This is a genomic window from Bradyrhizobium sp. Unk1, from assembly GCF_059512345.1.
Genome location: NZ_JCAMOP010000051.1, coordinates 37,838 through 58,294 on the forward strand (window position 1 = coordinate 37,838; position 20,457 = coordinate 58,294).

The window sequence follows — 20,457 nt, forward strand, 5'->3', positions numbered from 1 at the left end:
TTCAGTCGATCATCTCGGCCCTGGTGGCGGCCTGACCCGGCCCGTTCTGGTCGCGCCAGAACCAGACGGTCACGACGCCGGAGCGGCCGCGGACCTGGGTGAGCAGGGGACCTGACAGAATGCCGTCGGGAGCGCCGTGGAGGTCGGCCGAATCCAGCAGCGTATCGGTGAGCGCCAGCCGCGCACAGTTATGGGCGGCAACCTCCATCAAGCGGTTCGCGACGTTGACCGTGTCGCCGGTCGCGGTGATGTGCTGGTGGCTTTCGCCGAGACGGGATGCGACGATCGGGCCGTAATGCGCGCCGATCTTGAAACCAAGCTGGCCGCGGGTGGCGGGCGGCAGCGAAGCGATCCAGCGATCGACGCTGCGATACAGGTCGATCGAACATTGCAGCGCGCGCGCGGCGTCGTCGGGCATCGCGCCGGGCAGGCCGAACAGGATCATGGCGCCGTCGCCGAGAAATCCGGTGATCATGCCGCCGGAATCGACCGAGGCCTTGTCGATCAGCGCGTGAAATGCCCTCAGCAGATGCTGCAGCTCGTCCGGATCGATCCGCTCGCTGAGCGTCGTGAAACCGGAGAGATCGATGAAGACGACCGCTGCGTCCTGCCGGACGGGCTTGGACAGGAAATTGGGATCGCGCGCCAGCCATTCCTGCACCGCCGGTGCCTGGAATTGCGCGAGCGACCGGCTCTTGGCGGCGAGATATTGAGTGCGGCGGCCTCCCGCCCACAATTGCACGCCGGCAAAGACCATCACCGGCGGCACTGCCGCGGCGAGCGTGGTCGCAGCGTTCAGCCAGACGCCGTGGGTGAAGGCGAACAGGTTGAGACCGGCCCAGGCGATCATCACCGCGGCTGCGGCGATGATGCCGGGCGCGCTGCGCCGCCAGGCGAGCAGGCCCACCAGCAGCATCGGCAGCAGGATCGCGGTGAGCGCGTCGGCGATGTGGACCTTGCGGTCGCGCACGATGCCGTCGCCGGCGACGAGATGGGTGATCGCGGTCGAGACCACCTCGACGCCGGGCATCAGGGAATCGAACGGTGTCGGATAAAAGTCGCCGCCGCCGGCGACCGAGGCGCCGATCACGACGATGCGGTTCTCGATCGCCGCGCGATTGAGCGTGCCGTCGAAAATGCTCTGCGCGCTGACGGTGCGGATGGTGCGGCGCGGGCCGTAATAGGTGATCGGCAGCGCGAAGTCGGAGTCGGTCGGCACCGCGCGGTCGCCGAGCATGAGGTGATCGGGCGCGATCGTCAGCGGCTTGTCGAGCGCGCGCGTCGCGACGCGCAAGGGAAACGACAGCTCGACCTTGTCGCTGGTCCGGAACAACATCGGCACCGAAAGCGGCGAGCCCGATTGGCCCGTCGCGACGTTGACGACTCCGACCTCGGCATGATCGGCGAAGGCGGGCAGCGGCAGCAGGAAGCGCTCGGCCTGTGGCAGCGCGGCGAGGGGACCTTGGGTGCCCGGCTCTACGGTCTCGCTGGCGGTCGGGAAGATCGCCGCGGCGGCGAGCACCATGGGACCGGTGGCGAGCGTGTTGGCCAGCGTCGCGTCGCCGATCGCCGCGCTGCGGTCGACCAGCAGCAGGTCGATCGCGACGACCTTCGGCTTGAACTGCACGATGGTGTCGACGACGCGCGCGAGATCGGCGCGCGGCAGCGGATAGCTGCCGCCGCGCTTCACGACGGTGTCGTCGATGGCGACGATGGTGACGAGATCGGGCGGAGCCTGCACGCCGCGGACCTGGGTCCGCCAATCCGTCAGCGTCGCCTCGAGCCGATCGAGAAAGCGCAGATGACCGTTGGCGTGGCCGGCATAGATGCCGGCACCCCACAGCGCGGTGAGGAAGAGTGCCACCAGGATCTGAACGCGTCTAGTCATTACGTGCTGCAATCTTCTTTGTCGCCCGGGCGTTGCTGCGCGGGCCTTAATTGTCCAGGCCTTATTGACCCAGTCTTATTGACCCAGTCTTGCCATCAGCGCGTCGACGCGCGGCTGGCCCCATGTCTTGACTGTCAACGGACCGGTTGCCTCGACATCGACGCCTTGGCCCGGTCCGAGCACGACGCCGCGTCCACGAGCCCTGCGGCTCACACCGACACGGCCGTCGGCAACGAAGACCGCGGTCTTGGCCTCAGCGACATCGACGGCCCATTTGGTCCCGCGCACTGCGGCGATCGCCTGCGGCGTCAGCACCTTGAAGGGATTGCCGCCGGGCTTCTTGGGCACCTCGATCAGCAGCGCCTTGCTGCTCAACTCCACGGAGTCAATATGTCCGTCGCGGTTGGCGTCCTTAAGTTCAAATCTGGCGCCGTTTTCCGCAACGATGGTGATGCCGTTGTCGCAGCGCCAGACTTGCGTGCCCGCAGCCGATGGCGATGGCGTGCAGCCGACATTGGCAGCCGGCTGTGCAATCGCAGATCCAATCAAAAGAAACGACCCCGCCAGAGCGAAAAACCCTGCGCGCGCGAACCCTCTCATGCCAGCCTCCGTTTGCGTGCTCGGCACAGTTCAAGGCGATGTTGATACGGTACCGTATCACACGCAGAGGCTGCTGAAAAGTGCCGCTCTCGGAGCTATTTCCTCGGTGCGGTCTTTTCCAGTCCGACGCGATCAACTTTCAGTCAGGGCGCCGTGCCGCGTGAGCGCTCTCCGCGGGATGTGTGATCTGTGTGAGCTGCTGCCGTTCTGCTGACGCCCGCGCCGCGACCGAAGAGGAAAGGGCGCAGCGCGCACCAGCTCCGCGCAACGCTTCCCCGCTATTGTCCGGGTATTGAAGACCACGAAAACGACTTGGTTGGGTGGCCTTAGAGACGTGGCTTGTGACGCCCGTCCAACGTGCTGACCCGGCCGAGAATTATAGTTAACAGACGCTGCTAAGTCCGTAGTTGTGCGGGCTTTTTTCTCGAAATGGGACAGCGTTGACGCGGTGCCTCACATCTGCCCGAACTTAATCAGCATTTAACTAAAAGTCGCCTTAATGACGCTCCGACCTCCTGCGAGATGCTGTTCCCGGATCGTGACCAGCGGCACTTCGAAGGGGGACTGAGTGACACCGTCCTGGACGCAAGGCGAATGAGTACGAGTATCGCTGCGCAGAGTAACGCGGCACGGAAGTCCAAGAACTCTCTTCGGAAGTCTTCCCGGAAAATGACTGCGACCAATTGGCTTGGCGCCGCGGCGATCGGCTGCGTCGTGATGGGCGCCGGCTGGACCATCTACAGCAACGTCTTCGGCGCCAGCGTCTATCCGATCGTCGGCAGCCTTGGCTACGACGAGCCCGTGATCAAGCGCGCGCCCAGGGTGGTGCTGCGTGAGGCTGGCGAGGCCATCCGGGACACCTTTGCGCTGCTGCCGGACCGGCTCCAGGTCGCAGCTCCGATCTCGCGCGAGATGTTCAACGAGCGCTTTGCCGCGGCCGCGACCCAGGGCGTTGTGTCGAACGCGGCGAGCGTCGCGCCCGCAACCCAGGTCGCCGTCGCCAAGGAAACGTCCAAGGAAACGTTGAAGGATGCCCCCAAGCAGAGCGTGATCGCGAAGGTCGCGGAAGCGCTGAAGCCGGCGGCCAAGGTCGCTGATAAGGGCGCGGACAAGGCCAAGCGCGCACCGGATGCGCAGATGCAACTGGCTTCGGCCGACCCGGCCGAGATCGTGCAGGCGCCCGAGGCGAAGCCGAAATCGTTTGCCGATCGCGCCAAGGCCGCGGTGATGTCGATCACCGGTCCGCGCCAGTCGATGGTCGAGAAGCTCTGGGGCAAGCGCGAGCCGTCCGGCGGGCTGCTGGCCTATGCCTCGGCCGATGCCAGCGTGACCGCGTCCATCGCGCCGAGGGAGCAGAACCCCATGCTCGGCGGTTCGGCGCCCTATGAGCGCGACACGGCGGTCTACGACATTACCGCCAAGATGGTTTATCTGCCCGACGGCACCAAGCTCGAGGCACATTCCGGCCTCGGCTCCAATCTCGACGATCCGCGCTCCTCGCGCGTCCGCATGCGCGGCGTGACGCCGCCGCACATCTACACGCTGAAGCCGCGCGAAGCGCTGTTCCATGGCGTGCCGGCGCTGCGCCTGACCCCGATCGGCGGCGAGAGCGCGATCTACGGCCGCGACGGCCTGCTCGCCCACACCTTCATGCTCGGGCCGAACGGCGATTCCAACGGCTGCGTGTCGTTCAAGGACTATTACGCGTTCCTCGACGCCTACCGTAACAAGGGCATCCGCAAGCTCGCGGTGCTGTCGCGGGTCGAGTAAGCTCAGTCAATTCGCGATGATCTCAAAGGGCCGCTTGCAGCGGCCCTTTTTCTTTTTTGATTTAGCTCGGCCAGCATTGTCCGCCGCCGTCGATCCTCAGCACCTGGCCGGAGACGAAGGCGCCCATGGGACCGGCGAAGAACTCGACGACGCGTGCGACCTCATCGACGGTCGCGATGCGGTCGAGCGTGCCGGTCTCGACCATCCTGTCAGGGTCCACCGCACGGGTGCCGAGGAAACGGCCGGTGCGGGTATCGCCGGGCGCGATGCAGTTGACGGCGATGTCGTAAGCGCGGAGCTGGTCGGCCAGGCATCGCGTGTAGTGGGTCACGCCAGCCTTCGACACCGCATAGATCGAGCCCTGGGTGCGGCCCTTGAAAGCGGCGACCGAACCGAGCGTGACGATGCGGCCGCGCCGCCGCTCCATCATTCCCTTCGCGACCGCCTGGCAGGTCAGGATGGTCGAGAGCAGATTGCGCTCCAGCACCGCGCGCACATCGGCCTCCTTGATGTTCACCGCGTCGTTCGGGTCGGGCTTGCCGCCGGCGGCCGCGATGTCGCCCCCGGCATTATGGACGAGAATGTCGATCGGGCCGAGGGCGGCTTCCGTCTCGGCAATCACGCGCGCGATGTCCTCGCCCCTGGTGAGATCGCCGAGCACGCGCCGGCTGCGGACGCCGAATTGCTGGCCGATCTCTGCCGCCACCGCGGTGAGGGTGGTGCCCTCGCCATATTCCGCCGGCCCGTTCTCGCGCATGCCGTGGATGGCGACATCGGCGCCGAGCGCGGCGAGCTTCTCCGCAAAGGCGCGTCCGAGCCCACGCCCCGCGCCGGTCACCAGCGCGACCTTGCCTGCCAAAATCTTCGCCGTGTCATGCGATGTCATGATCTTTTTCCTGTTGTGAATGTCAGTCTGCCGCGAGATCGAGCCCGATCGCCATCGCCTGCACGAGGCACATCGGCGCGACCAGCGTGCGCAGCGCCGGCTCGGGCATGTCCTGGATCTCGAACACGACGCTCGCGCCTTCGACGATCGGGCTCAGGAGGCTATCGGTGATGGAAATTGTCGGCACGCCTCGCGCAACGAGTTCGGGAAACAGCCGCGCCGTATCCGGATAGTAGTTCCGGAAGCTGATCGCGACCAGCGCGTCCTCCGTGGTCGCGGCATGCGACTGCTCGTGGATGCTGCCGCCCGTGCCATCGAGCAGGACGACGCGACGTCCGAGCTTGCGCAGCACGTAGGCGAGGTGGGTCGCGACCGGAAACGAGCCGCCGAGGCCGAGCAGATAGATGTCGCGCGCCTTGGCGAGGATCGCGGTCGCGGCGTCGAGCTCGCGCGCGTGCACGGACTGGCTCAGCGTCACCAGCGCCGATTGCGCTTCCGAGACGAAGCGCGACAGCACCGCGGCCGGCTGGCGGCCGAGCACCGACTTCTCCTCGCTCTTCATGCGGGCGAGCCGCGCCTTGTAGCTCGGCGCGACGCCGGCGACGAGGCGCGAGCGGAACACCTGCTGCATCTCGGTGAAGCCGCCAAAGCCGAGCGCATGGGCGAAGCGAACGATCGCCGAGGGCGGCACGCCCGAGCGCTGCGCCACCTCTGCGACGGTGCCGAGCGCGACATCGGTCGGGTGATCGAGCACGAACTCCGCGATCTGCTGCAGCCGGCCGGACAGCGCCCGGTGCCGCTGCGCAATGGCGCCGCGCAGCTCGTCGTAGCTCATCGCGCCTTGTGCCTTGTTCATCGTCTCGGGTCTCCGGATCGGTCGCCTGTTTAACGGCATTTCACTGTTCGGATCAAATATTCCACTTTACATCAGAAATGGAATGAATATTCTAATCGCAGAAAAAAGCAAAAGACTTCGAAAACGGGAGGAAACGATGAGAGGGCCTCAGATCTCACGGCGAAGCGTTTTGAAGGGCAGCTTGATGGCCAGCGTCATCGGCGGCACCGGCAGCTTCTTTGGGCCGTGGAAAGAGAATCATGCCTGGGCGCAAGGCGCCAAGCCTATCAAGCTCGGCCTGACCTGCGATGCCAGCGGCCAATACGGCAACAGTGGCCAGGATGATTTCCGCGGCATCAAGATGGCGATCGACGAGTTCAATGCCAAAGGCGGCGTGCTCGGCCGCCAGATATCGTTCATCACCGCGGACACCGAGACGACGCCGGCCACCGGCAGCCGCGTCGCCGAGCGGTTCATCACCCGCGAGGACTGCACCATCCTGATCGGCGCGCTGCATTCCGGCGTCGCCAACGCCATCACCCAGGTCGCCAGCAAATACGGCGTGATCTACATGAACACCAATTCCTCCGCGCCGAGCGAAGCCGGAGAGAATTGCTCACGCGTGAAATTTGTCTGGGACGGCAACGGCACCAATTTCTCCAAGGCATCGGTCAAGAACGCCGTCGATTCCATCGGCAAGAACTGGATGCTGCTGACCAATGACTACGTCTGGGGCCACACGACCTCTGCAGCGACCAAGGCGCAGGTCGAGGCTGCCGGCGGCAAGATCATCGACAATCTCCTGGTGCCGCAGAACACCCGCGACTTCACCGCCTACCTCCTGAAGATCCAGCAGGCAAAACCCGACGTGGTCGCAACTGCGATCGGCGGCGACGACATCAAGGCGCTGCGCGAGCAGGTCGCGCAGCTCAAGCTCGACGGCAAGCCGGCCTGGATCAACAACCAGCAGGACTGGCCCGATGTCTGGGGCGCGCCCGACAGCCTGTTCGGCGTGTTCGGCACGACCTGGTATCACAAGCTGCAGCTGCCCGGCGTCGCCGAGTTCGTCAAGAAATGGCAGGCCGCCAACAAGGACGGTCCGATCCCGGTGCCGGGCAACGTCTCCTACAACGGCTACATGTCGACGCGCGAATTGCTCCGTGCGATCGAGCGGGCAGGGTCGACCAACAACGTCAAGATCATCAAGGAGATCGAGAACCTGAAGGTCTCGGCGACCGATCGCATGCAGCATTTCGACGCGTACATGGATCCCATGACGCATCAGATGCAGCAGACGATCTATCTGGCGCGGCGCAACGCCAAGCCGGCCGACAACACCGATCTGTTCGAGATCATCAGCTGGACCGAACCGAAATCGGCCGCCGATGACGCCGCCCCCGGCAAGTGCAAGCTCACGCCCTACGAGCAGGTGCCGACCGTCGACTCCTAGCGACGGTGTGTCGCGTCGTGGAACGAGCGGCGCGCAAGTCGCGCGCCGCAGGCCCGGGCCATCGAGGCCTGGGTGAGCATTGCCAGTTGCGAGAGTCAAAACCTTGTTCGACCTTCTTCCGCATCTTCTGAACGGCCTGACGCTCGGCCTGCTGTTCGCGTTGATCGCGCTCGGCTTCATGCTCATCGCCGGGCTGATGGAGCAGATCAATCTTGCGCACGGTTCCCTGTTCGCGCTCGGGGCCTATGTGGCCATGCAGCTGACCGGACCGCGCCCGCCAATGCCGGCCGATCTTGCGAAAGCGTGGCTCGCGCTCCCGCTGGGCTGGCGCTACGCCGCCACGCTGGTGATCGCGCCCGTGATCGTGAGTCTCGTCGGCATGCTGATCGAGCTCTGCATGCGGCGGACCTACGGCAAGGACCCGCTGTACGGGCTTCTCCTGACCTTCGGTGCAGCGATGGTGATCGAGGAGTTGATCCGTCTGGTCTGGGGCACACGCGATTACGTGCTGCAGGTGCCGTCCGCCATCAACGGCGGCTTCCTGTTTGGCGACCTGATCTGGTCGACCTATCGCTTCTACGCGGCGGGCATCGCGGCCGGGGTCATTGGCCTGGTCTGGCTATTGATCGAAAAGACCTCGTTCGGCGCGACCGTCAAGGCCGGCGCGCATGACAGCGAGATCGTCCGCGCGCTCGGCATCAACCTGTCGCGGTTGCGGCTGCTCGTGTTTGTGTTCGGCACGATGCTGGCCGCGATCGCGGGCATCATCGTCGCGCCGATCTGGGGGATTCGCCCGCATATGGGCGTCGATGCGGTCATCCCCGCGTTCCTGGTAATCGTGCTCGGCGGCGTCGGCAGCTTTTGGGGCGCGGTCGTGGCGGGGTTGCTGGTCGGACTGTGTGTCGGCCTTGCCGGCGCCTACGCGTCCGAATGGTCGCTGTTGTCGATGTACATCCTGCTCGTCGCCGTCGTGACGTTCCGTGCACGCGGCCTGTGGGGCAAGAAGAGCGTGCTCGAGGCCTAGGGAATGATTGTGGGATCAAATTCTTCATCCGACGCCGCGCGCCTCGTCACGCCGACGATGCTGGTGCTCTGGCTGGTGCTTGCAACGGTGCCGCTCTGGATCACGCGGATCGGGCTCTATCCCTATCTCGGGATCGAGATCCTGATCTGGTCGCTCTATGCGCTTGCGTTCAACCTGGTGCTGGGCACGGCCGGACTTCCCTCGTTCGGACATGGCGCCTATTTCGGCATCGGCGCCTATGCGTTCGGGCTTTGCCAGCTCGATATCGTCGCCAATCTCTGGATCTGTCTTGCTGCTGCTGCCGCGGTCGCGGGGCTTGCCGGCGTGCTGGTGGCGCTGTTCATCTCGCACCGGCGCGGCATCTATTATGCCTTCATGACCATCGCCTTCGGCCAGATCTTCTGGACGCTGGCGATCAAGTCGCACCGGATCACCGGCGGCGAGGACGGGCTGCTCAAGATCAAGCGGCTGCCGGCCGATTTCGGGCTGGTGTCGTTCGATCTCACCGACAATGTCGCGTTCTACTATTTCGTGCTCGCGGTCTTCGCGGTCGGCACCGCCGTCTTGTGGCGGCTGGTGCACTCGCCCTATGGCCGCGTGGTCGCGGCGATCATGCAGAGCGAGGTTCGCGCCGCTCATCTCGGCTATAACGTGTGGCTCTACAAGGCATCGGTGTTCGCGCTGTCGGCGGCCGTGTCCGGCTTTGCCGGCGGACTGTTCGCGATGGCGCAACTCGCCGCATTCCCCGACGTCATGAGCCTGCATCAATCCGGCTACGTCGTGATGATGACGCTGGTCGGTGGCGGGCTCGTCAGCTTCTGGGGGCCGGTGATCGGCGTGTTTCTCTTCCTCACCGCGCGCGACGTGATCGGCGCGCTGACCAATGCCTGGATGCTCTATTTCGGTCTGCTGTTCATTGCGATCGTGCTGTTCCGCCCGGAAGGCATCGCCGGCGCGCTCTCGGCCGCCGCGCAGCAGCACTCACTCAACGCGCTGCGGCGGCGCGGCACGTCCGCGATGCGACTGCTGGTCGGGGGCGGGCGATGAGCATGATCGAGGCCGCGGGTGTGCACGTCCGCTTCGGCGATCGCGTCGTGCTGGAAAGCGTCGATCTCGCCGTTGCCGAGGGTGAGTTTCACGGCGTGATGGGTCCCAACGGCGCGGGCAAGACCACCTTCTTCAACGTCCTCACCGGCAGGGTGAAACCGAGCCGCGGCAGAGTCCTGCTCGGCGGCGAGGATGTCACGGGATTGAGCCCGCACCGCATCGCCGCCAAGGGCATCGCCCGCTCGTTTCAGATCATGACGCTGTTCGACGAATTCTCCGCCCGCGACAACGTCATGATGGGCTTGCCCGCGTTTCGCGCCCGTGGCCTCGATATCGCCCGTGCCGCAGCCGGTGACCGCAGGTTTGCCGAGCAGGCGTCCGAAGCGCTCGCCGCGGTCGGGCTTGCCGACAAGGGCGATGTCCGCGCCAAAGACCTATCCTATGGCGACCGCCGCGCGCTGGAGATCGCGGTCGCGCTGGCGCAGGCCCCGCGCGTGCTGTGCCTGGACGAGCCCACCTCCGGCCTCGGCTCCGACGGCGTGCAGCGGCTGGCAGCTCTGGTGGCGCGCCTGAAGGGCCGGCTGACCATCGTCGCCATCGAGCACGACATGGAATTCCTGTTCTCGCTCGCCGATCGCATCTCGGTGATCCATTGGGGCCAGGTGGTGGCGCGCGGCACGCCGCGCGAGCTGCAGCAGAACGAATGGGTGCGTCGCTCCAATCTCGGGAAGTTCGCATGATCCTCGAAGTGGACGGGGTCGATACCTTTTACGGCGAGACCCAGGCGCTGTTCGGCGCCTCGCTCGCCATCGAGCACGCCAAGGTGTTTGCACTGCTCGGGCCCAACGGCGCCGGCAAGACCACCATGCTCCGTTCGATCCTCGGGCTGACACGTCCGCGCCGCGGCGCCGTTCGTTTCGACGGGCACGACGTGACGCGCAATCCGACCCACGAGATTGCGCGCGCCGGCATCGGCTGGGTGCCGGATGACCGGCGGTTGTGCCCGACCTTGTCGGTGGCGCGCAATCTGTCGATCGCGCAAAAGCGCACGCGCTTTCGCAACTGGTCCGTCAAGGAGGCGGCTGCGATCTTCTCGCCGCTCGAATATCTGATGGAGCGCGATTGCGAGAACCTGTCGGGCGGCGAGATGCAGATGGTCGCCATTGCCCGCGCGCTGGTCGGCTCGCCGGGACTGGTCCTGTTCGACGAGCCGAGCCAGGGTCTTGCGCCAAAGATCGTCGGCGATGTGCTCGCGACCATTTTGCGCATGAAGGACGAGGGGATCGCCTCGCTGGTCGTGGAGCAGAATGCCGAGATCGCGCTGTCGGTCGCCGACCACGCCGCGGTGATCGACCGTGGCAGGATCGTCTGGACCGGTGAGGCCGCGACCTTGCGCGATGATCGCGCCCTTCGGCAGCGCTTGCTGGGAGTACAATAAGTGGCCGCACCGCTGCTCGTTCTCGATGATGTCCGCAAGGTCTACACCAGGGGCCGCGTCATCCGCCGTCCGACGTTCACGCTTCGGGCGAACCTGACGCTGGAGGAGCCGGGCATTGTCGGCGTGGTCGGGCCGAACGGCGCCGGCAAGACGACCTTGTTTGAGATGATGACCGGTTCCAACGCGCCGACCTCGGGGCGCGTGCTGGTTGCGGGCACCGATATCCATGGCGTCAAATATCGCGAGCGCGACCGGCTCGCGATCCACTATCACCAGTCCTATCAGGTCCGGCGGTTTCGCAAGCGCATTCCGTCCGCCTTGCTGGCGCCGTCGCCGACAAAAACGCCGCTGGTCCATTTGTTCGACGAACCGCAGTTCAACCTGCAGGACGGTTATATCGGCTTCATGCTCGATTTCTTCCGCAAGCTGCGCGACGAGGGCAGGCTGGTCATTCTCTGCATGCATCCGACAGCCAGCTGGCACCTCGACATCCTCGCCGAGATCGCCGGGCAATTCCTGTTCGTCGCCGGCGGCGGGGTGACGCGGATGGCGGACTTCCGCACGCTCGCCGCCGAGCCGCGCTTCCGGCTCTATCTCGGAGCGGAGATGACGCGCGCCGCGGACGCCATCTGTCACAGCTCGACGTAAAAGGAGATTCCGTTGACCTATTCGAACACGCAGCTTTTCATTGCCGGCCAATGGCGCCCGGCCCATTCGGGCAAAGTGATCGAGGTGCGCAATCCCGCGACCGAGGAGGTGATCGGCACCGTCGCGCATGCCGGCCAATCCGATCTCGACGAGGCGCTCGCCGCTGCTTCCGCCGGCTTCAAGATCTGGCGCAATGTCGCGCCGTTCGAGCGCTGCCGGATCATGCGCAAGGCTGCCGCGATCATGCGCGAGCGCAATGACGAGATCGCGCCGCTCCTGACGATGGAGCAAGGCAAGACGCTCGGCGAAGCGAAGATGGAGGCGATGGCCGCGGCAGATGTCATCGAGTGGTTCGCGGAGGAGGCCAAGCGCGCCTATGGCCGGTTGATCCCCGCGCGCGGCCCCGGCATCTACCAGATCGCGATGAAGGAGCCGGTCGGCCCGGTCGCCGCGTTCACGCCGTGGAATTTCCCGATCAACCAGGTCGTGCGCAAGCTCTCTGCGGCGCTCGCTGCCGGCTGCTCGATCATCGTCAAGGCGCCGGAGGAGACACCAGCTTCGCCCGCGCAGCTCATCCGCGCGTTTGCGGACGCGGGCGTGCCCGATGGCGTCATCAACCTCGTCTACGGCGTGCCCTCGGAGATCTCCGAATATCTGATCCCGCATCCGGTGATCCGGAAAATCTCCTTCACCGGCTCGACCCATGTCGGCAAGCAGCTCAACGCGCTCGCGGGCCTGCACATGAAGCGCGCCACCATGGAGCTCGGCGGTCATGCGCCGGCGATCGTCTTTGGGGATGCCGACGTCGCGTCGGCCGCAAAGATCCTGGCGGCGGCGAAATATCGCAACGCCGGACAGGTCTGCATCTCGCCGACGCGGATGCTGGTGCAGGACGACGTGTTCAGCGAATTCGTCGAAAAATTCGTCGACAGCGCCAAGGCGTTCAAGGTCGGCAATGGCCTCGATCCCGAGTCCAAAATGGGCTCGCTCGCCAATCCGCGCCGCGTCACCGCCATCGAAGGCATGGTGCAGGATGCCGTCGGCAAGGGCGCCAGGCTCGAGACCGGCGGCAAGCGTGTCGGCAACAAGGGCCATTTCTTCGAGCCGACCGTGGTGAGCGATGTGCCGAAGGATGCGCGCGCCATGAACGAGGAGCCGTTCGGCCCGCTCGCGCTGATCTCCCGCTTCTCGACCTTCGACGACGTGGTCGAGGAGGCGAACCGGCTGCCGTTTGGTCTCGCCTCCTACGCCTTCACCAGCTCGGCCAGGACGGCGGCCGCGATCGGCTCGGCGGTTGAGGCCGGCATGATGTCGATCAACAGCTTTGGTCTGGCGCTGCCCGAAGTGCCGTTCGGCGGGATCAAGGATTCCGGCTATGGTTCGGAAGGCGGCACCGAGGCGATGGAAGGCTACTTCAACACCAAGTTCATCAGCCAGACGGGCGTGTGAGCGGGCGTTGCACGCGAAGCCGCGCGATCATCGCGCGGCTTATCGCTTAACGAAAACCAGATTGCAGGCGCGCGCCTCGTTGCGCTTGCCGCTGCCGCGGTTGCGATCGAACTGCGCATCGACCGTAAAGGCGTAAGGCGAGCCGGGCGCGAGGTTGTTGAGTGTGTAGGTGCTCGCCCCCGTCGTGCCGCGTGCGCTCAAGGTCGTCTTGCCGTCCTGCGGGATCTGGCCGTCGATCTCCAGTCGATTGACACCGCCCGGACCCTGCACCTCGGCGTGAAACACGCCATTGGTCACGGTGGCGACCAGGGGCCTGGTGAAGCCCTGCGCCTTGCCGGAAGCCGAGCAGTTTAACGTCACGTCCCAACTGCCGTCGAAATCCTTGCTTCCCGTGGTTCTGGCGTTGCCGGAAGGTGCCAGCGCCACTTTCTGCTTCAGGCCTTCAATGCGTGCCTTGGCGAGGGTGGCGAAGATGCAGTTCGGGAATCTCGCGAGATGATCCTCAAAGGCACCCAGCGTGCCGATGCCCTCAGCAGCCTTCCAGTGCGCCTCGGCGGCTGCGCAGGGATCGGCCTTCGGCGTGGCTTGGGGTGCGGCCGGGGCGACCGTGACCGACACCGGCCCGTTCAGATAGAACTTGCCGATGATCGACAGCGACAGCTCCGGCAGCTGGGTCTTGCCGCTGGAATCATAGACGTCGCTGCTGATGTCGCGAAAGACGTCGCCGATCTCCTGCGGCTCCTCGATGTGCTTCAGGAACGCGGTCGTATAGGGGCTGTTGCGGCCGGTGCCGTCGGCGGCGACCTGTCCCGATTGCGTCGAGAACGACACGATCGTGCCGCGCGGCGCCTCGACCTTCGACAAACCACGTCCGATCGAGGCGGCGCGCGTCGAGCCGGCAGAGCGCTTCAAGGTTTCGGCCAGCGGATTGTCGCGGCAGGAATCGAGCACGAGGATGCGCAAATTCTTGGCCTGCTGCAAATCGTTCACGATGTCGTCGACCCGCACGAAGCGTTTGAGGTCTGCTTCATCCGTCAGCACGGCGTCGACAGGCATCAGATAGTTCACGCCGTTGTACTGCATCGCATGGCCGCTGTAATAGAACATCGCGACATCGGCGCGGCTGGCTGCGCGCGCGAAGCGGATGGTCAGGTCCTGCATGTCGGCCTGGCGCAGGTCGATTCCCTGGAACACCTCGAAACCGCTGCGCTTGAGCGAGGCTGCGACGTCTTCGGCATCGTGCGACGGGTTGGGTAGCTGCGCCGTAGAGACATAAGCGCCGTTGCCGATCACCAGCGCGACCCGCGTGTCCGCCGATGCGGGAGCAAGGCTCAGCCAGAGGGCGAGGGGGGCCAGGACAAACTGGAGCAAAATTCCAGAAGGAGCACGCATGAATGCCTTCCAGGGAAATATCGAAAAATATCCCCCCAGATTAGCGCATGCCGCGTTGGTATCAATGCCCTCGCTGTGGACCCGTCAGATCGGGCGACCGTGACATCCTGTCACGCCGGGTCTGCCGCCATCGCCTTGCGCAGCGTCATCTCGGTTGCAATCGCATCCCGCACAGCAGGCCGCGCCTGCATACGCGCGAGATAGGCCGACAGGCTTGGCCATTGCGCGACGTCGACGCCCGCGGGACGGAGCAGCAGCAAGGCCCAGGCGAGATGGGCATCCGCGACGGTGAAGCGGTCACCGACGAGGAATTCGCGGTCCGCGAGATGTGCCGATGGCACCGCCAATGTCTGCGTGATCCTTGCGCGCGGCTTGGCGAGCGAGCCGTCGTCCTGGTACCAGAAGGTCGGAAACAGGAATGCCTTGTGGATCTCTGTGCCGATGAAGCTCAGCCATTCCTGCAGGCGGTAGCGGTCGGGATCGCCGGACCGGGGCGCGAGGCCCGCCTCCGGCTTCACGTCGGCGATGTATTGCAGCACCGCCGCGCTTTCGGTCAGCCGGTCGCCGTTCTCCAGCACCAGGACCGGCACCGCGGCCTTCGGCGACACGCCGCGGAAATCGCTGTCGTCGTCCGCGACCGTCTTGGTCCGGAGATGCACCAGATGATAGCGCGCATCGAGGCCGGCTTCCATCAACGCGATGCGGCTCGCAAGCGAGCAGGCCATCGGCGAGAAATAGAGCTGCAGCATCGCGTTGCTCCGTTATTTTAGCGCATCGCCGCGCGCGATGATCGCGAAGCGGTCGGACAGCTCGGCGAGTGCAACCTCGTGGATGGTCCGGGCGTCCAGCGTGCCGCCGCGGCCGTCGGGCAAGTCGCGCGTGGCGCAGGCATCGGCGTCAACAGTCGTGCGAAAACCGAGGTCGAGCGCGGCGCGCGCGGTGGAGCTGACGCACATATGCGTCATGAAGCCGGCCAGTACGATGTTCTTCCTGTCGGTTGCGGCAAGGCGCGCCTGCAAATCAGTGCCGGCAAACGCATTCGGCAATTCCTTCTCGATCACCAGCTCGCCGGCACGTGGGCTCAGCTCGGCGACGATGGCGCCGCGGTCGGCGCCGCGATCGAACAGGCTGCCGGCCTTGCCGCGATGGGCGATATGGATGATCGCGGCTCCGCTCTCGCGTGCCCGTGCCAGGAGCGCAGCCGCCCGCGTGATCGCAGGCCGGGCGTCGGGCAGGGCGAGAGGACCTGCGAGATATTCGTTCTGGATATCGATCAGCACCAGCGCGGCGTCGCCAAGACGCGGCGGGTTGAGATCGGCACCGGCGAGCTGCAGCAGGGTCTTTGCGGTCGTCATGGTCTGGAAATCTCCGGGGCAAAAGGCTGCACAAACATAGCCCCGGGAATGCCTGCCGATATGCAGGGATATTGCAGCGGATGGCTGCGATATTGCAGGCTGCTCCCGGCCGGTATAGCCTTGCGCAATGAACTGGGACGATCTGCGCATCATCGCCGCCGTCAGGGACGAGGGCACCTACGCGGGCGCCAGCGCGCGGCTGCGCATCGACGAGACCACGGTCGGGCGCAGGCTGTCGCGTATCGAGCGTGCGCTCGGTTTGCGTCTGTTCGAGGCCGCCGACGGCGTCCGCAGGCCGACGCGGAGTTGCGAGGCGGTGCTGGCGCATGTCGAGGCGATGGCCGCACATGCCGCCGAGATCGGCCGCGTCGGCGCGAGTCTGGCAGGTCCGGTGGGCCGCCTGCGCATCGCCTCCACCAACACGGTCGCCGAGGAGGTGCTGTCGCCGCGCGCGAGCGACTTCCTGCGCGCCAATCCCGGCCTGACGCTGCAATTCCTCACCTCGAGCGAGAACGTCAAGTTCTCGCGCTGGGAGGCCGATCTCGCCATCCGGCTGCGCAAACCCGACAAGGGTGACTTCGCGATCTCCAGGCTCGGCGACGTCAAGCTTTATTACTTCGAGCCTGTTGCGACCGAGGGCGAGCCGGTGCTGTGCGCCTATCCGGACGAACTCGGTGCCATTCCCGAGATGCAATTCCTGCGCATGAAGCAAGCCCGCGCGCGCTGCGTCACCGACAACGTTCGCGTCATCCGTAACCTGATCCGCGCGCATCGGGCCGTCGGCGTGTTGCCGGAGTATGTTTGCGCGGACTTGCTCGGCGATCGCCGCCTGCGCGCCACGCTGCTGCCGAAGCGGCGCGACGCCTGGCTGCTGGTGCAAAACCACCTCAAGCGCGATCCCGCGACGCGTGTCACGATCGACTGGGTGAGGGCGTGTTTTCAGGAAACGTCGCGCGGCTGACGTCACATCGCATTGTGATCATCGCGTCACAGTGCGGAGTGCGTGACGAAAAATCTTGGCTTTCCCCCTTGCAACCCGAACGTGCTTCGTCTATTAGCGCCCTCCTTCGCTAGGCCATGGGTTCGGGCTCTCTGAGATCCCGACTGGCGCGGGCCGCTCTGCGGTTTCGTGTTCCGCCGAATGAAGGGCAAACGCAGGACGTAGCTCATGGAGAGCGTCGGGCTGAAAACCCGAAGGCATCGGTTCGATTCCGATCTCTTGCACAAAGGATAGCTCAGTTTGGTAGAGCAGATGACTGTTAATCATCGTGACGCGGGTTCGAATCCCGCTCCAGCGCTCCGTTTCAGCCTGAAAAGCTGATACCTCTGAAGGGGACCGGACGCGCGCTTCAGTCGCCGTCCGGCCGCATTGCCCAAAAGGCTTTCGTCCGAACAACGACACTGTGAGACCGGCTTTGCGCCGCGGGCAGATACCGCTTGCGCTGATGCCGGGTGGCTCCGCATGACCGCTCGACACGCGTCGAGCGATTGCGCGCGTGCGCCCGTCATCATGCAAGCTCAAGCCCCGGCCCGCCGATTTCCCGGGAAGCGTCGTCCGCGTCCTCACGTCCTTTGCAAACGAAACCGCCATCCGGCCGCGTTCGGCCGGAGGCAACATGATGGAGGCGTGCCATGACCTGGCATTTGCTGATGCTGAACGTGACGGTGAAGGATGGCGAGCGCGCGTTGCTCACGCGCAACGGACAGCTGGTGCGCGTGCTCGCGCCCGGCAAGCATCGCCTGTTCGATCCCCTGCGCGAGCTGAAGGCCGAGGTGCTCGACGTGGTCCGCAGCGAATTCTCTGCGGATCGCTACGCGGTGCTGAAGGCCGCGCGGCCTGATCTGGCCGCGGAGCTGTTCGAGGCGATCGAGACCAAGGCGGACGAGATCGCCATCGTCAGCCTCGACGGCCGGCCCGTGCATCTGATGACGCCCTGGCAGGTGCGCGTCTACTGGAAGGTCGCGACCCGCATCGATGTCGAGCGCATCGATGTGTCCGCCGATCCCCGGGTTGGCGCGCGGCACCTGACCATGATCGAGCGCAACCGCTCGACCGTCGTGATGGAAGCGGTGGTCGAGAACCACGAGGCGGGCCTGCTCTATGTCGAGGGCCGGCTCGTGGAGCGGCTTGCGCCCGGCCGGCACGCCTTCTGGACCGTCGGCCGCAAGATCGAGGTGAAGCGCCTCGACCTGCGGCCCCAGGCGGTCGAGATCACCGCGCAGGAGATGCTGACCAAGGATCGCATCGCGCTGCGGGTGACGCTGACGGCGTTCCGTAAGGTGGTCGATCCCGAGCGCACGGTTGCGACCGTGCCCGACGTGGAAGCGTGGCTGTACCGCCTGGTGCAGTTCGCGATCCGCGAGGCGGTGGCGGGCCGGACGCTGGACGAGGTGCTGTCTGCGAAGGCGGCGCTGGATGCGGAGCTGCGCGACTATGTGCGGGCACGCGTCGCAGAGTCCGGCGTGGAGGTGACCGAGCTCGGCGTCAAGGATGTGATCCTGCCCGGCGAGATCCGGGAGCTGGTGAACAAGGTGGTGGAGGCGGAGCGGGTCGCGAAGGCGAACCTGATCCGCCGGCAGGAGGAGACCGCGGCGACGCGTTCGCTCCTGAACACCGCCCGCCTGATGGAGGAGAACCCCCTGCTGCTGCGGCTCAAGGAGCTGGAGTCGCTGGAGCGGCTGGTCGAGAAGGTCGGCCGCATCGACCTCCATGCCGGCAACGGCGAGGGCCTCGATGCCCTCCTGACCCGGCTCGTGCGCCTGAAGGCGCCCGAGAGCGCATGAAGCAGAAGGGCCGCCCACGGGCGGCCCTTCATATGTCCATTGTCGACGCTTGCGGTGAACGCGTGCGCGCGCCCGTGCGACCAAAAGCCATGAGTGGGCATTGCACGCGCGCGAAGGTTGCGTAATCTCACGGTGACGACCACAGTCTCGATCATGGCAAGCGCATGAGCACTCTTGAGCAATCGATCCGCCCTACGGCGCGGCCGCGGGAATGGAAGGCGATCGTCGTCCTGATCCTGATGATCCCGGTGCTGTGGTCGCCGCCGTTCCTGTTTCGCTTCTTCCTGTATCAGCCGTTCAACATCCCGTCGGGTTCGATGGCACCGACGCTGATGGTGGGCGACTACGTCTTTGCCGCCAAATATGCCTATGGCTACGGCCGCTATTCCTTTCCTTTCGCGCCGTCCTGGATCTCGGGCCGTGTCTTCGCGGTCGATCCCGAGCACGGCGACATCGTCGTGTTTCGCGCGCCAAAGGATACCTCGGTCGACTACGTCAAGCGCGTGGTCGGGCTGCCCGGCGACAGCATCCAGATGCGGCAGGGACAGCTTTTCCTCAATGACAGACCGGTGACGCGCGTCGCGCTCGCAAACGGGCTCGCCGGCAACGCCTGCGGTCTGGATGGCAGTGTCAAGGTCAAGCGCTGGCGCGAGACGCTGCCCAATGGCAATTCCTACATCACCTACGACTGCGTCGAGAACGGCTACTACGACAACACCAATGTCTACACCGTGCCGCCCGGCCATTTCTTCGCGCTGGGCGACAACCGCGACAATTCGAGCGACAGCCGCACGATGGCGACGATCGGTTTCGTGCCGATGGACAACCTCGTCGGGCGGGTGACCCGGATCTTCTGGTCGCTCGATGAGGACGGCGAGCCGCACATGGAGCGGCTGGGGAAGGTGTGGTGAGGCCCCCGCCGTCATTCCGGGGCGCGCGAAGCGCGAGCCCGGAATCCATTGATCGGCGAGGTCAGACCGCAATTTGGGGATACAGATCAATCCACTGAGGATTCTTCTCCTCAATAAGCCGGATTTTCCATTCCCTCCGCCACTTCTTCAACTCCTTCTCGCGTGTGATCGCAGTGACGGGATCGTCGTAGATCTCGAACCATACCAATCGGCTGACAGAGTATCGTTTGCTGAACCCAGCAATGACTTTGCTCTTATGTTCGTGAGTGCGGCGGACGATATTGTTCGGCACGCCGAGATAGAGCGTCCCGTACTTCTTGCTGGCGAGGAGGTAGACGTAATAGGCCATGAGCAAGTGGTGAAATGGATTCCGGGCTCGGCGCTTTGCGCCGCCCCGGAATGACGGAAGAATAATACTACCATAGAGTGTATCACTCAAAAACAAAAACCCCGGCATCGCTGCCGGGGTTTCGTAGTCCTTGAGATGGTTGGACCTTAGAAGTCCATGCCGCCCATGCCGCCGCCCGGGGGCATCGCCGGACCGGCGCCGCCCTTCTTGGGCAGCTCGGCGACCATGGCTTCCGTGGTGATCAGGAGCGCGGCAACCGAGGCTGCGTTCTGGATCGCGGTACGGACCACCTTGGTCGGGTCGATGATGCCCTTGGTGACCAGGTTGACGTACTCGCCGGTCTGGGAGTCGAAGCCGTAAGCGTAGGTCTTGTTCTCTAGGATCTTGCCGACGATCACCGAACCGTCTTCACCGGCGTTGATCGCGATCTGGCGAGCGGGAGCCGACAGCGCCTTGCGCACGATCTCGACGCCGGTCTTCTGGTCGTCGTTCTTGGTGCGCAGACCCTTGAGCTGCTCGGAGGCACGGAGCAGGGCGACGCCGCCGCCCGGGACGATGCCTTCCTCGACCGCCGCGCGGGTCGCATGCATCGCGTCATCAACGCGATCCTTGCGCTCCTTCACCTCGACCT

At 65.2% G+C, this 20,457-nt stretch carries 20 protein-coding genes and 2 tRNA genes; 13 read left to right on the top strand and 9 right to left on the bottom strand.

The window, feature by feature from the left end:
* Position 1: 1 nt before the first annotated feature.
* Both AC5ZFO_RS40655 and AC5ZFO_RS40660 read right to left on the bottom strand, forming a co-directional pair.
* Positions 2–1,888 carry a CHASE2 domain-containing protein gene (locus AC5ZFO_RS40655; RefSeq protein ID WP_282523176.1) on the bottom strand — a complete coding sequence of 629 codons (1,887 nt, stop codon included), beginning with the start codon at positions 1,886–1,888 and terminating at the stop codon, positions 2–4.
* A 75-nt stretch (positions 1,889–1,963) separates the two neighbouring features.
* Positions 1,964–2,488: a FecR domain-containing protein gene (locus tag AC5ZFO_RS40660; RefSeq protein ID WP_282523177.1), complete on the bottom strand. Its 525-nt coding sequence runs from the start codon at positions 2,486–2,488 to the stop codon at positions 1,964–1,966.
* A 669-nt stretch (positions 2,489–3,157) separates the two neighbouring features.
* Between AC5ZFO_RS40660 and AC5ZFO_RS40665 the strand changes: the two genes are divergently transcribed.
* Positions 3,158–4,258 carry a DUF2778 domain-containing protein gene (locus tag AC5ZFO_RS40665; RefSeq protein ID WP_282523178.1) on the top strand — a complete coding sequence of 367 codons (1,101 nt, stop codon included), beginning with the start codon at positions 3,158–3,160 and terminating at the stop codon, positions 4,256–4,258.
* Positions 4,259–4,319: 61 nt separating this feature from the next.
* Here AC5ZFO_RS40665 and AC5ZFO_RS40670 read toward each other — a convergent pair whose 3' ends face one another.
* Entirely contained in the window at positions 4,320–5,144 is an 825-nt protein-coding gene (locus AC5ZFO_RS40670) for an SDR family NAD(P)-dependent oxidoreductase (RefSeq protein WP_282523179.1), read from the bottom strand.
* 22 nt (positions 5,145–5,166) lie between these two features.
* Positions 5,167–6,000: a MurR/RpiR family transcriptional regulator gene (locus AC5ZFO_RS40675; RefSeq protein ID WP_028147416.1), complete on the bottom strand. Its 834-nt coding sequence runs from the start codon at positions 5,998–6,000 to the stop codon at positions 5,167–5,169.
* Positions 6,001–6,184: 184 nt separating this feature from the next.
* Here AC5ZFO_RS40675 and AC5ZFO_RS40680 point away from each other — a divergent pair, with 184 nt between their 5' ends.
* From AC5ZFO_RS40680 to AC5ZFO_RS40710, 7 genes are all read left to right on the top strand, one after another.
* Positions 6,185–7,429 carry an ABC transporter substrate-binding protein gene (locus AC5ZFO_RS40680; RefSeq protein WP_282523180.1) on the top strand — a complete coding sequence of 415 codons (1,245 nt, stop codon included), beginning with the start codon at positions 6,185–6,187 and terminating at the stop codon, positions 7,427–7,429.
* Between the two features lie 103 nt (positions 7,430–7,532).
* Entirely contained in the window at positions 7,533–8,453 is a 921-nt protein-coding gene (locus tag AC5ZFO_RS40685; protein ID WP_282523181.1) for a branched-chain amino acid ABC transporter permease, read from the top strand.
* Between the two features lie 3 nt (positions 8,454–8,456).
* On the top strand, positions 8,457–9,500 hold the full coding sequence (locus AC5ZFO_RS40690; protein ID WP_282523182.1) for a branched-chain amino acid ABC transporter permease: 1,044 nt from the start codon (positions 8,457–8,459) through the stop codon (positions 9,498–9,500).
* Positions 9,497–10,240: an ABC transporter ATP-binding protein gene (locus tag AC5ZFO_RS40695; protein ID WP_282523183.1), complete on the top strand. Its 744-nt coding sequence runs from the start codon at positions 9,497–9,499 to the stop codon at positions 10,238–10,240. The genes AC5ZFO_RS40690 and AC5ZFO_RS40695 overlap by 4 nt, the downstream gene beginning before the upstream one ends.
* Complete coding sequence (locus tag AC5ZFO_RS40700) at positions 10,237–10,938, top strand: ABC transporter ATP-binding protein (protein ID WP_282523184.1); 702 nt, start codon at positions 10,237–10,239, stop codon at positions 10,936–10,938. Before AC5ZFO_RS40695 ends, AC5ZFO_RS40700 begins: the two co-directional genes overlap by 4 nt.
* Complete coding sequence (locus AC5ZFO_RS40705) at positions 10,939–11,586, top strand: ATP-binding cassette domain-containing protein (protein WP_282523185.1); 648 nt, start codon at positions 10,939–10,941, stop codon at positions 11,584–11,586.
* Between the two features lie 12 nt (positions 11,587–11,598).
* Entirely contained in the window at positions 11,599–13,035 is a 1,437-nt protein-coding gene (locus tag AC5ZFO_RS40710; RefSeq protein WP_282523186.1) for an NAD-dependent succinate-semialdehyde dehydrogenase, read from the top strand.
* A 39-nt stretch (positions 13,036–13,074) separates the two neighbouring features.
* On the opposite strand, the gene AC5ZFO_RS40715 is transcribed toward AC5ZFO_RS40710, so the two are convergent.
* From AC5ZFO_RS40715 to AC5ZFO_RS40725, 3 genes are all read right to left on the bottom strand, one after another.
* Positions 13,075–14,427 carry a caspase family protein gene (locus tag AC5ZFO_RS40715; RefSeq protein WP_496123620.1) on the bottom strand — a complete coding sequence of 451 codons (1,353 nt, stop codon included), beginning with the start codon at positions 14,425–14,427 and terminating at the stop codon, positions 13,075–13,077.
* Positions 14,428–14,537: 110 nt separating this feature from the next.
* Positions 14,538–15,176, bottom strand: a complete 639-nt coding sequence (locus AC5ZFO_RS40720) for a glutathione binding-like protein (RefSeq protein WP_282523187.1) — start codon at positions 15,174–15,176, stop codon at positions 14,538–14,540.
* A gap of 12 nt (positions 15,177–15,188) precedes the next feature.
* Positions 15,189–15,782 (bottom strand): cysteine hydrolase family protein, encoded by a 594-nt coding sequence (locus AC5ZFO_RS40725; protein ID WP_282523188.1) that lies wholly within the window; start codon positions 15,780–15,782, stop codon positions 15,189–15,191.
* A 127-nt stretch (positions 15,783–15,909) separates the two neighbouring features.
* On the opposite strand from AC5ZFO_RS40725, the gene AC5ZFO_RS40730 reads away from it, so the two are divergent.
* The 5 genes from AC5ZFO_RS40730 (at position 15,910) to lepB (ending at position 19,477) form a co-directional block, all read left to right on the top strand.
* Complete coding sequence (locus AC5ZFO_RS40730; RefSeq protein WP_282523189.1) at positions 15,910–16,743, top strand: LysR family transcriptional regulator; 834 nt, start codon at positions 15,910–15,912, stop codon at positions 16,741–16,743.
* A gap of 193 nt (positions 16,744–16,936) precedes the next feature.
* Positions 16,937–17,006: transfer RNA gene (locus AC5ZFO_RS40735), tRNA-Phe, on the top strand.
* Positions 17,007–17,010: 4 nt separating this feature from the next.
* Positions 17,011–17,076: transfer RNA gene (locus AC5ZFO_RS40740), tRNA-Asn, on the top strand.
* Positions 17,077–17,414: 338 nt separating this feature from the next.
* Positions 17,415–18,566, top strand: coding sequence for a slipin family protein (locus tag AC5ZFO_RS40745; RefSeq protein WP_282523190.1), 1,152 nt, complete (start codon positions 17,415–17,417; stop codon positions 18,564–18,566).
* 164 nt (positions 18,567–18,730) lie between these two features.
* A complete protein-coding gene (gene lepB / locus AC5ZFO_RS40750) occupies positions 18,731–19,477 on the top strand; it encodes a signal peptidase I (protein ID WP_282523191.1) in 747 nt (248 codons plus the stop codon).
* Between the two features lie 61 nt (positions 19,478–19,538).
* Here lepB and AC5ZFO_RS40755 read toward each other — a convergent pair whose 3' ends face one another.
* Together AC5ZFO_RS40755 and AC5ZFO_RS40760 are read right to left on the bottom strand one after the other, a co-directional pair.
* Positions 19,539–19,826 (bottom strand): GIY-YIG nuclease family protein, encoded by a 288-nt coding sequence (locus AC5ZFO_RS40755; protein WP_496123621.1) that lies wholly within the window; start codon positions 19,824–19,826, stop codon positions 19,539–19,541.
* 146 nt (positions 19,827–19,972) lie between these two features.
* Positions 19,973–20,457: TCP-1/cpn60 chaperonin family protein (locus AC5ZFO_RS40760; RefSeq protein ID WP_496123622.1), on the bottom strand; the 485-nt coding region annotated here is incomplete at its 5' end.